The sequence below is a fragment of the Stenotrophomonas sp. 115C5 genome, from assembly GCF_056861055.1.
Window position 1 is genome coordinate 99,351 of the sequence record NZ_JBSPUQ010000007.1, and the last position, 13,671, is coordinate 113,021.

Genomic DNA, 13,671 nt, shown 5'->3' on the forward strand with positions numbered 1-13,671 from the left:
GTTTTCCCCGCTGGGGTGGGCCCGCGCGGTGGCGGGGGTGTGGCCGCCCTCCAGCCGAGCATCGGCTCGGCTCTACAGGGAGGACATCAACGGCGGCGGGTACTGGCGGCCGGCACGCAGCGGGCGGAAGTACGCGGCATCTGCGTAGAAGGCGACATCCTGTCCCTCGTACCAGTCCGGGATTCCGGCCAACGGCAGCGGACGCAGCTGCAGCGGATCGGTCACTGCCCTGCCCTCGGCGATGGCCGCAGTCACTGCGTCAACGCAGGCATCATCGACTTCACCGTGCACCACCACACACTTGCCCACCAGCCGGCGGCCCGGCAGCAGCGCCTGCTCCATCAGCGCGTGCCCGAATACCGCAGCGATGGCGATGTCTCCGCTCAGCCAATATCTCGATTCAAACAGCGCACGCCAGTCGTGGGCATCCCAGGCAGTCAGCGGCGCGTGATCGCGCACACGCACGATCACGCCGGTCTCATCGAACTGGGTCAACGCGGCCTGCGCACGGTTGCGCTGGCCCGGCGGCATGGCCTCGATATGCCGGCACTGCTGCACATTGAGGGCCTGCTTGAGCTGCGGGTAACGGGCCCACACCAGTGCATTGAACAGGTCATGCCAGTTGTCGGCGCGGGTGGCGATAAGCCCCTGCGCGATGCGGGCTTCGTAGTGCAGGCCGTCGGCCAGCAGCGCGGCATCCTGCTCGACCAGGTGCTTGCCGGGCAGCGTGAGGCGTGTCTCGAGCGCTGCAATGGACGGCCACTCCGGGCCTTCCAACAGATCACGAACGTCGCGCAATCCGGCAAACACCGGGTGCGCGAACACCTGCGGATCGACCGCCGCACGCGGCGGCGGCACGAAGCGGCGGACACCGCTGCCGTCACCGGCGGCGGTCGTCGCTGTGGTCACAGCATCTTGAGATCGAATGCCGGGCGGGTAGCGGCCGGCAGCGCGTCACCGTACAGGTCGTGCTCGTCGCTCTCGGTGATTTCCACGTCGACGAACTCACCCACGCGCAGCGGCACCTGGTCGGCATTCTGGATGTGCACCAGGCCATCGATCTCCGGGGCATCGGCCTTGGAGCGGGCCACGGCGATATCGCCTTCGATGGCGTCGACCAGGCACTGCTGCACGGTGCCGATCTTGGCCTCCAGGCGCGCAGCGGAAATCTGCGCCTGCTTTTCCATGAAACGGGCCAGCCGCTCCTGCTTCACTTCCTCCGGCACCGCATCGGGCAGGTCGTTGGCGGTGGCGCCTTCCACCGGCGAATAGGCGAACGCACCGACGCGGTCCAGCTGCGCCTCGTCCAGGAACGAGAGCAGCTCTTCGAACTCGGCCTCGGTCTCGCCCGGGAAGCCAACGATGAAGGTCGAACGCACGGTGATGTCCGGCGCGATACGGCGCCAGTTCTGTACGCGCTCCAGGGTCTTCTCGACCGCACCGGGGCGCTTCATCAGGCGCAGGATACGCGGGCTGGCATGCTGGAACGGAATGTCCAGGTACGGCAGGATGCGGTTCTCGGCCATCAGCGGCACCACCTCGTCCACGTGCGGGTACGGGTAGACGTAGTGCATGCGCACCCACGCATCCAGCTCGGACAGGCCTTCGCACAGCGCCTTCAGGCGAGTCTGGTAGGCCTTGTCGCGCCACATCTTCTCGGCGTACTTCACGTCCACGCCATAGGCCGAGGTGTCCTGCGAAACCACCAGCAGCTCACGCACGCCGCCGCGCACCAGGCGCTCGGCTTCGCGCAGCACCTCATCCACCGGGCGCGAGACCAGCTTGCCGCGCATCGACGGAATGATGCAGAAGCTGCACTTGTGGTTGCAGCCTTCGGAAATCTTCAGGTAAGCGTAATGGCGCGGAGTCAGCTTGATACCGTAGTCGGGCACCAGGTCCACGAACGGATCGTGCTTGGGCGGCAATGCTTCATGCACCGCTTCCATCACGCTCTGGTAGTCCTGCGGGCCGGACACCGCCAGCACGTTGGGGTACGCCTCGCGGATCTGCTCAGGGCGCTTGCCCAGGCAGCCGGTGACGATGACCTTGCCGTTCTGGTTCATCGCCTCGCCGATCGCGTCCAGCGACTCGGTCACCGCCGAATCGATGAAGCCACAGGTGTTGACCACCACCACATCGGCCGAATCGTAGGACGGGACGATGTCGTAGCCTTCCGAGCGGAGCTGGGTAAGGATGCGTTCGGAATCGACAAGGGCCTTCGGGCAGCCAAGGCTGACGAAGCCGACTTTGGGGTTCAGCTGGGACATGGAATCGCGGGACTCTGGGGGCCTGGGCCCCTGCCGTCGTGGCAGGGGTTCCTGGGGGCCGGGGCCTGAAAGGGCGCCAGTATACCGGGGTTGGCGGCCGCGCTCTGAATGGCCAGCCGCCCGATCCCGCACAGCCGCTGACATCGCGCTAACCCACGCTGCACCGACAATGCCGTTCTGTTCCCCACAACGAGATGGAAACGATGGCCGAGTGGATCACCCTGGATACGCATCACGGCCCGGTACGGGCCTGGCAGGCCCTGCCGGAGGGCACCCCGCGTGGCGGGCTGGTGGTGGTGCAGGAAATTTTCGGCGCCAACCCGCACATCCGCGGCGTAGCGGAGCGCTTCGCGGCCGAAGGCTACGCGGTGCTGGCGCCGTCGTTCTTTGACCTGGTCGACGGTGCAGAAGCCGATCCGGATGCCCTGCCCTATGACGCCGAAGGCGTGAAGCAGGGCCTGGAACGGGTGACCGCACTGGGCATGGAGAAGGCGCTGGAGGTCGTGCGTGCGGCCGCCACCCGGCTGGCACCCCATGGCAAGGTCGGCACGGTGGGCTACTGCTGGGGCGGCACGGTGGCGATGCTGTCGGCCCTGCGCCTGGGCCTGCCCTCGGCCAGCTACTACGGTGCGCGCAATGTCCAGTTCCTGGATGAGACGCCCAAGGCCCCGGTGATCTTCCACTTCGGCGCCCAGGACAGGAGCATCCCGCCGGAGGCGGTCCAGGCCCATCGCGAGAAGCTGCCGCAGATGGCCACCTTCGTCTATCCGGCCGACCACGCCTTCAACCGGGAGGTCGGACATGCGTATGATCCAGACAGCGCCGCCCTGGCGCTGCAACGCACCCTGGACTTCTTCTCGGAGCATCTTGGATGAGCGATTTCGAACTCGATTCACGCCTGGCCACCGATAGCGTGCTGGTGGCGGAAGGACCGTTGTCGCAAGTGCGGCTGATGAACGACGAACGATTCCCCTGGCTGGTGCTGGTACCGCGCCTTGCCGGGGTGACCGAGTGGATCGAGCTGGACGGCGAGCAGCAGGACAAGCTGCGCACCGAGCTCAACCGCGCCTGCAAGGCCCTGAAGGGTGCCGACGGGGTGGAGAAGATCAATATCGGTGCGCTGGGCAACATCGTGCGGCAGCTGCATTTCCATGTGATCGGCCGCCATGACGGCGACCCCGCGTGGCCGGGCCCGGTCTGGGGCAGCGGCCCCGCGCACCGCTACGAGCCGGGTGCACTGGACCAACATGTCGCCTACTGGAAGGAACGGCTAGGATATCCAGCCCAGTCCTGAGCGTTTGCCGACCCGATGCGATTCAACCTCGTTGCCGCCGTCCTGCTGATCCTGATCGGCCTGTTCATGCTCGCCAGCAACCTCGGCTGGACGCACCTGAACCTGTCCAAGCTGCTGCTGACCTGGTGGCCGGTGGCACTGGTGGGTGTCGGCATCGCGATGCTGTTCGGTCGCGGAAAATAAAGGAGGCGGCGCATTGCGCCGCCTCCTTCATGTAGAGCCGAGCCATGCTCGGCTTCACAAATCGCCTTCAATCTTCAGGTCCGCGGCAGGGTCACGCCGGTCTGGCCCTGGTACTTGCCACCACGATCGCGGTACGACGTCTCGCAGATGTCATCGGCGGCCGCCTGGAAGAACAGCATCTGCGCCACGCCTTCGTTGGCATAGATGCGCGCCGGCAGCGGCGTGGTGTTGCTGAACTCCAGGGTCACGTGCCCTTCCCATTCCGGTTCCAGCGGGGTCACGTTGACGATGATGCCGCAGCGCGCGTAGGTGCTCTTGCCCAGGCACACCACCAGGGTGTCGCGCGGGATGCGGAAGTACTCCACGGTGCGCGCCAGCGCGAAGCTGTTTGGCGGGATGATGCATTCATCGCCGACGATATCGACGAAGCTGCCCGGATCGAAGTGCTTGGGATCGACGATGGTCGAGTTGATGTTGGTGAACACCTTGAACTCGCGCGAGCAGCGCACGTCGTAGCCGTAGCTGGAGGTGCCATAGCTGACGATGCGCTCGCCGTTGGCCTGCTTGACCTGCCCGGCCTCGAACGGCTCGATCATGCCGTGCTGCTCGGACATGCGGCGGATCCAACGGTCACTCTTGATGCTCATGCTTTGTCCTGGGGTGCGAGGGGGCGCGAGGATTCTAGCAGGGGGCCGGGCGTCGCCGGCGGCCCCTGCCCGGGCACTTACAGCAGCGACGACAGGATCGGGATCGAGGCACGCGGACGCTTGCCAACCTCCTCGATCAGGCGCTGCGCGGCATGGCGGTAGGCCTGGGCCGGAACCGAATCCGGCTGGGCCACGGTGATCGGGGTACCGGAATCGCCCTGCTCGCGGATGCCGATCTGCAGCGGCAGCGAACCGAGCAACGGCACGCCGTACTGCGCGGCCATGCGCTCGCCGCCGCCCTCGCCGAACAGGTGCTCGACATGCCCGCAGCTGCTGCAGGTATGCACCGCCATGTTCTCGACGATGCCCAGCACCGGCACCTCGACCTTCTCGAACATCTTCAGCGCCTTCTTCGCGTCCAGCGTGGCGATGTCCTGCGGCGTGGTGACAATCACCGCACCGGCCAGCGGAATCTTCTGGGTCAGGGTCAGCTGGATGTCACCAGTGCCCGGCGGCAGGTCGATCAGCAGGTAGTCCAGGTCGTCCCACAGGGTGTCGTTGAACAGCTGGGTCATCGCCGAGGTGGCCATCGGCCCACGCCAGATCATCGGCGTGTCCTCTTCGATCAGGTAGCCGATCGACATGGTGTCGACGCCGAACGCACGCAGCGGCTCGATGCTCTTGTTGTCCGGGCTTTCCGGGCGGCCGGACAGGCCCAGCATGGCCGGCACGCTGGGGCCATAGATGTCGGCGTCGAGCACGCCCACGCGCGCACCGAGCTGCTGCAGCGCCACGGCCAGATTGACCGCGGTGGTCGACTTGCCGACGCCGCCCTTGCCCGAACCAACCGCGATCACATTGCGGATGCGGGCATGCGGCGTGAGTCCCTTCTGGACCTGGCTTGCATGGGGACGGCGGGGAGAACTGTTCACAACGAGCACCGGCGGGGTCAGGGGGAATAACCGAGCATCATACAAGCTGGACGTAACCTGACTGAAATTCAGGATTGCTACAGATTCGTGCACAGATTGTTAAGTTCATGTTACGTTCGACCCGCACTGTTTTGGGCTGCGGAGCTGGCATTTCCAGCCCGCGCGATGGCGCATGCGCAGTGCCGTTTTTGTTTTTGCTCTCCAATGGAACTACATGAACTACGTAAGCAACACCGCACGTCGCAACACGCTCGCCGTCGCCCTGATTTCCGCTCTGATGGCCGCCGCCCCGGCAATGGCCCAGGACAAGGCGACCAACCTGGACAAGATCACCGTCACCGGTTCGCTGATCCCGCAGACCCAGGTTGAAACCCAGACCCCGGTGATGTCCATCACCGCCGAAGACATCCAGACCCGCGGCTTCAGCAGTGTTGCTGAAGTGCTGCAGCAGTCGTCGCTGACCACTGGCGGCCTGCAGGGCGGCCAGACCTCGGGTTCGTTCACCCAGGGCGCCGAAGCCGCCGGCATGTTCGGCCTGAATCCGGGCTACACCAAGTACCTGATCAACGGCCGCCCGATGCTCTCGTATCCGGCGCTGTACAACGGCAGCGAAACCTTCAACAACATCAGCGGCATTCCGATCGACATCGTCGAGCGCATCGAAGTGCTGCCGGGCGGCCAGTCCTCGCTGTACGGCTCGGACGCGATCGCCGGTGTGGTCAACATCATCCTGAAGGAGCGCATGGACGGCGGCACCATGACCCTCCGTGGCGGCACCTACACCGAAGGCGGCGGCAGCAACATCCGCTTCAGCGCTGCCAAGGGCATCAACGCCTTCGACGACCGCTTCCACGCGCTGTTCAACGTGCAGATCGAGAACGGCAGCCCGATCTGGGGCTACCAGCGCGACATCACCCGCCAGAACAACCCGGTCGGCTACACCGCCCAGGTTCCGTCGAACGACTTCGCCGTCATCACCAACGCTGACAACAAGCTGCTGATGATGGACCCGAGCCGTTGCGCCAACGTCGCTGGGCTGTATGACGGCACCACCGTGGTCGGCCAGCGCCCGTCGGGCGAGTCCTGTGGTTCGGTGTACAGCGCCGGCTACAAGACCCTGAAGAACGGCAAGAACAGCGGCCAGTTCTACTCGTCGATGACCTTCGACGTGAACGACAACTTCCAGCTGTTCGCCGACGTGATGTACAGCAAGGAAAAGACCGAGTTCACCTCCGGCTCGAGCGCCCTGTGGTGGGGCACCAAGTCGGTCATGGGCGGCTTCTACGACCAGGGCCTGGGCAAGGTCGTGAACCTGCAGCGCGCCTTCGCGCCGGAAGAAATCGGCCCGGGCCACTACAACAACATCATGAACTCCGACGAAAGCCGTGCCTACCAGGTCACCCTGGGCGGCAAGGGCATGGTCGGCGACTGGGACTACAGCGCCAGCTTCACCCGTGGCGAGTACCGCCTGGACCAGAACCGCTTCGTGCGCTGGAAGGACAAGATCGAAGACTTCTTCGGCCAGACCGTGCTGGGCCCGCGCCTGGGCACCTCGGCTGGCGGCTTCGGCATCTACAACCCGGACTATGCGGCCTTCTACTCGCCGATCACCCCGGACCAGTTCGCCAGCTTCACCGGCTACGGTACCCACCGCAGCAAGACCTGGCAGAACCTGGGTCGCGTGCAGGTGACCAACGGCTCGCTGTTCAGCCTGCCGGGCGGTGATGCCGGCCTGGCCGTCGTGCTGGAAGGTGGCAGCGAAGGTTGGGATTACTCGCCGGACCAGGCGTTCGTTGATGGCAATGTGTGGGGCACCACCGCCGTCGCCGGCGCCGGCCACCGCAGCAACTACGCGGTCACCAGCGAACTGCGCATGCCGCTGCACGACACCCTGACCGTCAGCGCCTCGGGCCGCTATGACGCCTTCAAGATCGCCGACAAGACCGTCGACAAGGCCACCTACAGCATCGGCCTGGAATTCCGTCCGATCGAGAGCCTGCTGCTGCGCGGCAAGTACGGTACCGCCTTCCGCGCACCGACCCTGTCCGATGCCTTCCAGGGCATGAGCGGTTCGTACTCGTCCGGCCAGAACGACTACTACCGCTGCAGCCAGATGGGTTATGGCCTGCGTGATGAGGCCTGCTCGTTCTACAAGAACACCTCGGTGTACAGCGAAAAGTCCGGCAACCCGGACCTGAAGCCGATCACCGCCGATGTCTGGAGCGCAGGTGTGGTGTGGGCTCCGGTCAGCAACTTCTCGCTGTCGGCCGACTACTACAACTGGAAGATCAAGAACGAGGTCAAGACCCTGAGTTCCGACCAGCTGCTGCTGGCCGAGTACCAGTGCCACAACGGCCTGCCGAACAACACCTCGGCCAGCTGCGGTGACGTGACCAACTGGATATCCCGCGACGCCGGGGGCAACCTGACCCGCGTATACACGCCGAAGCTCAACGTTGCCAGCCAGAACCTGGAAGCGGTGACCGTGGCGGCCAAGTACCAGCAGGATATCGGCCGCTTCGGCTCGCTGATGTTCTCCGGCAACTACACCAACATGCTGAAGCGTGAAGTGCAGCCGATGCCGGGCGCCGCCAAGCTCGACCTGCTGAGCGACCCGTACAACATGTGGTACTACGACAACTTCGCCAAGGTCCGCGGCGATCTGTCGGTGGCCTGGAACATCGCCAAGTTCACCACCACCGTGTACGCCAACTACGTCGGCAGCACCCCGAACTACCTGGCCTACACCGGCCGCAGCTACGGCTACGTCCACTCCTCCGGTGCCAAGGCCGGCAAGTGGGGTTCGTACACCACGTACAACCTGAGCATGAACTACCAGGCACAGGAAGATCTGGTCCTGTCGCTGATGGTCAACAACGTGTTCAACAAGCTGCCGGAAGGCCAGCGCTACAACTACCCGGGCAACGAATCGACCCCGTTCAATGACGGCTTCTACAGCGTCTACGGCCGCCAGATCTCGGCCCAGGTCAAGTACAACTTCTGATCCCGTCGTTTTCCGGACTCCGTGTCTGGACCAGGCCCCGCTTCGGCGGGGCCTTTTTTTTTGGTTCCAGGAAGCCTTCGGTAAAGCACTGATGCAGAAGCAGCAAATGCACTACGACAGAATGACCTTCATATCGCCATCTTTTGAAACACACCAAAACAATTGGCGTTAACCATTGATTTACCGACATTTTTCAGGCCAAACCCCGATTGACGAAATGACGATCGCGTGTCCTCTGCGTTAAGTGCGTGTTACGGTCCGACTGAATGGAATGCAACTGAACAGATCGTTAAACCGACATGGAAGTCGGTCGCCAAGACATCTCACTACGGGGATTTTCCATGTCTCGCCATCGTTCCACACTCTCGCGCCACCCACTGACCCTCGCCCTCCTCGGCACGCTGCTCGCCTCCGGCACGGCCCTGGCGCAAAGCAACAATGCGCCGACCCAGCTTGACCGCGTGACGGTCACCGGTTCGCTGATTCCGCAGACCGAGATCGAGAACCACACGCCGGTCTTGACCGTGACCGCCGAGGACATCCAGACCCGCGGCTTCACCAGCGTTGCCGATGTCCTGCAGCAGTCCTCTCTGTCCACGGGTGGCCTGCAGGGCGGCCAGACCTCGGCCTCGTTCACCCAGGGCGCCGAAGCCGCCGGCATGTTCGGCCTCAGCCCGGGTTACACCAAGTACCTCATCAACGGTCGCCCGATGCTTTCGTATCCGGCGCTGTACAACGGCGGCGATACGTTCAACAACATCAGCGGCATTCCGATCGACATCGTCGAGCGCATCGAGATCCTGCCGGGTGGCCAGTCCTCACTGTATGGCTCCGATGCGATCGCTGGCGTGGTCAACATCATCCTCAAGGAACGCATGGATGGTGGCGTCCTCAACGTACGTGGTGGCGCCTACAGTGAAGGCGGCGGCAACAGCTTCCGCCTCAGCGGCGCCCGCGGCTTCAATGGCGTGGATGATCGCTTCCATGCGCTGGTCAACGTGCAGTATGAGAAGACCAGCCCGATCTGGGGTTACCAGCGCGATCTGACCAAGGTCAACAATCCCGACGGTTACAGCCCGCAGTACGTCTCCAACGACTTCCTGGTGCTGCTGCCGGCCGCCAACAACGCCTACGCCATGATGGACCCGAACCTGTGCGCCAATGTCGCCGGGCAGTTCGATGGCACCACGGTGCTCGGCACCCGGCCCACCGGCCAGGCATGTGGCTCCACCTATGGCACCGGCTACAAGACCATCAAGAACGGCAAGGAAAGCGCGCAGATCTACAGCTCTGCCACCTTCGACGTGAATGACAACTTCCAGTTGTTCGGCGATGCGCTGTACAGCCTGGAAGAGGTCAAGTACGCGACGGGTTCCGGCTACACCTGGTGGGGCACCTCGTCCGGCTGGGGCCGCTTCTATGACCAGACCAGCGGCCAGTACATGAACCTGCAGCGGGTGTTCGCCCCGGAAGACATCGGTGGCGCCGGCTACCGCGACATCATGAACACCGACCGCAACAAGGCCTACCAGGTCACGCTGGGCGGCCGCGGCACGGCCGGCAACTGGGACTACAGCCTCAGCTTCACCCGCGGCGAGTACAAGCTGACCGAGCGCAACTTCGTGCGCTGGAATGACCCGATCAACGATTACTTCGAACAGCGCGTGCTGGGCCCGGTGCTGGGCACCACCAGCGCCGGTTACGACATCTACAGCCCGAACTGGGAAGCCTTCTACGCGCCGCTGCCGGCCGGAGACTTCCAGACCTTCACCGGTTACAGCTACAGCCAGAGCCGTACCTGGCAGAACCTGGCCCGTGCACAGGTCACCAACGGCTCACTGTTCAAGCTGCCCGGCGGCGACGCCGGCCTGGCCGTGGTCGTTGAAGGTGGCAGTGAAGGCTGGGACTACAGCCCCGATCCGGGCCTGATGGATGGCAGCGTCTGGGGCACCACGGCGGTCTCCGGCGCCGGCCACCGCAGCAACTATGCGGTGACCGGTGAGCTGCGTCTGCCGCTGCATGACACGCTGACAGTCACCGGCTCCGGCCGCTACGACGCCTTCAAGATCGGCAGCAACACCGTCGACAAGTCCACCTACAGCATCGGCATCGAGTTCCGCCCGATCGAGAGCCTGCTGTTCCGCGGCAAGTACGGCACCGCCTTCCGTGCGCCGACCCTGTCCGACGCATTCCAGGGCCGTAGCGGCTACTACGCCAACGGCTCCACCGACTACTACCGTTGCGGTCAGCTGGGCTACGACCCGGCCAACACCACCGGTTGCCCGTATGACAGCGTCTCGGTGTTCGGCACCCGCGCCGGCAACCCCGACCTGGAACCGATCACCGCCGACGTCTGGAACGCAGGTGTTGTGTGGGCACCGATCAACAACCTGTCGCTGTCGGTGGACTACTACAACTGGAAGATCAGGAACGAGGTCGATACGCTCAGCTCCGACCAGCTGCTGCTGGCCGAGTACTACTGCCGTGGCGGCCAGGCCAACAACACCTCGGCCAGCTGCCAGAACGTCAACGACTGGATCACCCGCGATGCGTCCGGCGTGCTGGACGAGATCTACACCCCGAAGATGAACGTCGCCCGCCAGAACCTGGAAGCGCTGACCGCCAGCTTCAAGTACGTGCACGACATGGGCCGCTTCGGTTCGTTGCAGTTCTCGGGCAACTACACCGACATGCTCAAGCGCGAACTGCAGCCGCAGCCAGGCGATGAGTTCCTGGACCTGCTGCGTGACCCGTACGCGATGTGGGTATACGACTCGTACGCCAAGGTGCGCGCCGATGGTTCGGTCGGCTGGGCCAAGGACAAGTGGACCACCACCCTGTATGCCAACTACATCGGCAAGACGCCGAACTACATGGCCTACGTGGGCAATGGCTACGACTACGTCCACAGCTCCGGCTACAAGGCAGGCAAGTGGGGGTCCTACACCACCTACAACCTGAGCGTGAACTATCGCGCGCTGGACAACCTGACCCTGTCGCTGATGGTCAACAACGTGTTCAACAAGATGCCGGACAACCAGCGCTTCAGCTTCGCCGGGACCAGCGGCCAGCCGTACAACAATTACCTGTACAACGCCTACGGGCGTGCCATCTACGTGCAGGCCAAGTACGAGTTCGGCGGCAAGTAAACGAGCCGCGCCAGGGCGCCCCGTGCTGACGGGGCGCCCTGGCACGCGGTCAGCTGCGGGTTTCACATGCAGTTGACGGACGCCCGGCACTCGTTCATCTTCAGGTCATCTTGATGGATAAACGCCAAGGACGTCCGAAGATGAACCGCCCTGCTGTGACCCGTACCGCCCTGGTGGCCGCCCTGGCACTCGCCGCCAGCCAGGCCAGCTCCGCCCCTTTGCCGGTTGAAGACTTCGCCAAAATCCCTGCGATCCAATCCGTCTCGATGAGTCCGGACGGTAAACAACTGGTCGCCATTATCGCCGCACCGGGCAGCAACAATGGCGACACCGCATTGGCCAACTGGAATCTGGACAAGTTGGGCGCAGGACCGGTCGCCATCACGCCTTCCGGTGACCGCATGAAGTTCATTGCAGCCAGCGCCCTGAAGGCGGGCCGCAGCCTGGTGATCGGTCGCCAGGAGCTGACCGCGCAGTTGGCGGGCTGTGGCGAAGGCAACTCTGTAGGCTCGACCAAGACCTTCCTGGCCAAAGCCTACCTGACCGACAGCAGCCAGACCAAGTTTGACGAAGCCTTTGCCGACAACAGTCGCAAGCTGGGCATCAGCGAACAGACCCGCCGCTGTCTGGAGATCGCGGGTACGGCCTCGCTCGTGCATTCTCTACCGCTGGATCCGGACAGAGTGATCATTTCCCAGGTCAACCAGTCCACACTGTCGTCGAACTACTATCTATTCAATCTGCGCACTGGTGAGACCGGGCTGCTGTTCCGTGGCGACGCCCGTTCCTCGCCAGGCCTGTTCCACCCCCGCGATGGCGAACTGCTGACCCGCACCCAGATCGAACCTGCGGGCTCGAACGAGTATGAGCAGCAGATACTGATCAAGAACAAGGGCAGTGGCCAGTTCGAGAAGCATGACCCGCTGACCACGCGCCTGAGCGATCGCTACACGATGGACGTTGTCGGGATCGACGACCAGACGGGCAAGTTGTACGTGCTCACCGACAGGTTCTCGGAGCAGGTCCAAGCACGCCTGTACGATCCCGCCAACCGAACCTTCGACAACGAACCGCTGGCAGCACATCCCCAGTATCCGATTGGCGGCCTGATCCTGGGCACCAAGCCAAGCAACTTCAATCAGGTTCTTGGGTTCTACCTCGAAGGCCCACGCCGCGAGGCTGTGTACGTGGACCCGCAGATGAAGGGCCTGTACGAAGGCCTGAAGCAGGCCTACCCAGGCACCTACGTTGCCATCTCTGGCTACAACGACGACTTGTCGCGGGTCCTGTTCACGACCAATGCCGCCGATCAGCCCACGACCTACCGCATGCTGAGTGATCGCAAACAGGTCACCACCCTGGGCAGCGAAAGACCCTGGGTCGATGGCAAGCAGATCGGCGAGCAACGCTGGGTCACCTACACAGCGCGTGACGGCCGCAAGATCCCGGCGATTGTCGATCTTCCGGTTGGATGGAAACAGGGAGATGCACCGCTTCCGGCGCTGGTGCATCCGCACGGCGGCCCCTGGGCACGCGATTACACCGGATGGGATGTGTCTGGCTGGGTGCCGTTCTTCACGTCACGCGGTTACGCCGTGATCCGGCCGCAGTACCGGGGTTCGACCGGTTTCGGTCGCGAGCATTGGCTTGCCGGTGACAAGCAGTGGGGCCTGACCATGCAGGATGACAATGACGACGCCGCTGCCTGGCTCGTGCAGCAAGGCATCGCGGCAAAGGATCGTCTGGCCATCTTCGGTTATTCCTACGGCGGCTTTGCTGCTGCTGCTGCGACGGTCCGCGCCCCATCGCCATTCCAGTGCGCCATCGCAGGCGCGCCCGTTACGGATCTCGCACGACTGGGTGTTTCCTGGAGCGAGAACAGGCTGCAGCGGATCCTGCAGGGGCAGACCGTCAAAGGCATGGACCCGATGCAGAACACCGCGAAGGCCAATATTCCGCTCCTGACGTTCGTTGGTGATCGCGACGTGCGTACCCCGGCATTCCATGCCAAGAACTTCTACAGCGCAGTGAAAGACAAGGTACCGGCAAAGTTCGAGCTGATTCCGGACATGCCGCACAGCATGCCGTGGTACCCCCGCCACTACCAGGTAACGCTGCCACTGATGGCCGACTTCCTCGCAAAGGACTGTGGACCGGGCGGGCTTTGACCCCCCTACCCCCTACCCCCGACCCGC

General features: G+C 63.9%; 10 protein-coding genes. 6 read left to right on the forward strand and 4 right to left on the reverse strand.

Annotated elements, in window-relative coordinates; genetic code table 11:
• Positions 1 to 72 precede the first annotated feature (72 nt).
• The gene (locus tag AC13FN_RS10925; protein ID WP_054172243.1) at positions 73 to 909 is read right to left on the reverse strand and encodes a DUF3025 domain-containing protein; all 837 of its coding nucleotides are present in this window, start codon (positions 907 to 909) and stop codon (positions 73 to 75) included.
• The gene (gene rimO / locus AC13FN_RS10930) at positions 906 to 2,267 is read right to left on the reverse strand and encodes a 30S ribosomal protein S12 methylthiotransferase RimO (protein WP_049436796.1); all 1,362 of its coding nucleotides are present in this window, start codon (positions 2,265 to 2,267) and stop codon (positions 906 to 908) included. The genes AC13FN_RS10925 and rimO overlap by 4 nt, the downstream gene beginning before the upstream one ends.
• Before the next feature lie 203 nt (positions 2,268 to 2,470).
• On the opposite strand from rimO, the gene AC13FN_RS10935 reads away from it, so the two are divergent.
• Genes AC13FN_RS10935 through AC13FN_RS10945 form a run of 3 tightly spaced genes read left to right on the forward strand, consistent with a single transcriptional unit; the run spans position 2,471 to position 3,744 of the window.
• The gene (locus AC13FN_RS10935) at positions 2,471 to 3,142 is read left to right on the forward strand and encodes a dienelactone hydrolase family protein (RefSeq protein ID WP_049409172.1); all 672 of its coding nucleotides are present in this window, start codon (positions 2,471 to 2,473) and stop codon (positions 3,140 to 3,142) included.
• Positions 3,139 to 3,561 carry an HIT domain-containing protein gene (locus AC13FN_RS10940; protein ID WP_010483023.1) on the forward strand — a complete coding sequence of 141 codons (423 nt, stop codon included), beginning with the start codon at positions 3,139 to 3,141 and terminating at the stop codon, positions 3,559 to 3,561. Before AC13FN_RS10935 ends, AC13FN_RS10940 begins: the two co-directional genes overlap by 4 nt.
• A 15-nt stretch (positions 3,562 to 3,576) precedes the next feature.
• The gene (locus AC13FN_RS10945) at positions 3,577 to 3,744 is read left to right on the forward strand and encodes a LiaI-LiaF-like domain-containing protein (RefSeq protein WP_005418011.1); all 168 of its coding nucleotides are present in this window, start codon (positions 3,577 to 3,579) and stop codon (positions 3,742 to 3,744) included.
• A 74-nt stretch (positions 3,745 to 3,818) separates the two neighbouring features.
• Here AC13FN_RS10945 and dcd read toward each other — a convergent pair whose 3' ends face one another.
• Positions 3,819 to 4,391 carry a dCTP deaminase gene (dcd, locus tag AC13FN_RS10950; RefSeq protein ID WP_010483020.1) on the reverse strand — a complete coding sequence of 191 codons (573 nt, stop codon included), beginning with the start codon at positions 4,389 to 4,391 and terminating at the stop codon, positions 3,819 to 3,821.
• A 77-nt stretch (positions 4,392 to 4,468) separates the two neighbouring features.
• The gene (apbC, locus tag AC13FN_RS10955; RefSeq protein WP_026347084.1) at positions 4,469 to 5,323 is read right to left on the reverse strand and encodes an iron-sulfur cluster carrier protein ApbC; all 855 of its coding nucleotides are present in this window, start codon (positions 5,321 to 5,323) and stop codon (positions 4,469 to 4,471) included.
• Between the two features lie 214 nt (positions 5,324 to 5,537).
• Between apbC and AC13FN_RS10960 the strand changes: the two genes are divergently transcribed.
• The 3 genes from AC13FN_RS10960 to AC13FN_RS10970 all read left to right on the forward strand — a co-directional run bounded on the left by AC13FN_RS10960 (position 5,538) and on the right by AC13FN_RS10970 (position 13,644).
• Positions 5,538 to 8,327 (forward strand): TonB-dependent receptor plug domain-containing protein, encoded by a 2,790-nt coding sequence (locus AC13FN_RS10960; protein WP_482984866.1) that lies wholly within the window; start codon positions 5,538 to 5,540, stop codon positions 8,325 to 8,327.
• Between the two features lie 341 nt (positions 8,328 to 8,668).
• Positions 8,669 to 11,476 carry a TonB-dependent receptor domain-containing protein gene (locus AC13FN_RS10965; protein ID WP_482984865.1) on the forward strand — a complete coding sequence of 936 codons (2,808 nt, stop codon included), beginning with the start codon at positions 8,669 to 8,671 and terminating at the stop codon, positions 11,474 to 11,476.
• A gap of 140 nt (positions 11,477 to 11,616) precedes the next feature.
• Positions 11,617 to 13,644: an alpha/beta hydrolase family protein gene (locus AC13FN_RS10970; protein WP_049436800.1), complete on the forward strand. Its 2,028-nt coding sequence runs from the start codon at positions 11,617 to 11,619 to the stop codon at positions 13,642 to 13,644.
• Positions 13,645 to 13,671: the final 27 nt, after the last annotated feature.

Bases quoted from the DNA above. Each gene is read 5' to 3' on its own strand.
- rimO (WP_049436796.1), bottom strand. From the start codon at position 2,267: ATGTCCCAGCTGAACCCCAAAGTCGGCTTCGTCAGCCTTGGCTGCCCG.
- AC13FN_RS10935 (WP_049409172.1), top strand. From the start codon at position 2,471: ATGGCCGAGTGGATCACCCTGGATACGCATCACGGCCCGGTACGGGCC.
- AC13FN_RS10940 (WP_010483023.1), top strand. From the start codon at position 3,139: ATGAGCGATTTCGAACTCGATTCACGCCTGGCCACCGATAGCGTGCTG.
- AC13FN_RS10945 (WP_005418011.1), top strand. From the start codon at position 3,577: ATGCGATTCAACCTCGTTGCCGCCGTCCTGCTGATCCTGATCGGCCTG.
- dcd (WP_010483020.1), bottom strand. From the start codon at position 4,391: ATGAGCATCAAGAGTGACCGTTGGATCCGCCGCATGTCCGAGCAGCAC.
- AC13FN_RS10960 (WP_482984866.1), top strand. From the start codon at position 5,538: ATGAACTACGTAAGCAACACCGCACGTCGCAACACGCTCGCCGTCGCC.
- AC13FN_RS10965 (WP_482984865.1), top strand. From the start codon at position 8,669: ATGTCTCGCCATCGTTCCACACTCTCGCGCCACCCACTGACCCTCGCC.
- AC13FN_RS10970 (WP_049436800.1), top strand. From the start codon at position 11,617: ATGAACCGCCCTGCTGTGACCCGTACCGCCCTGGTGGCCGCCCTGGCA.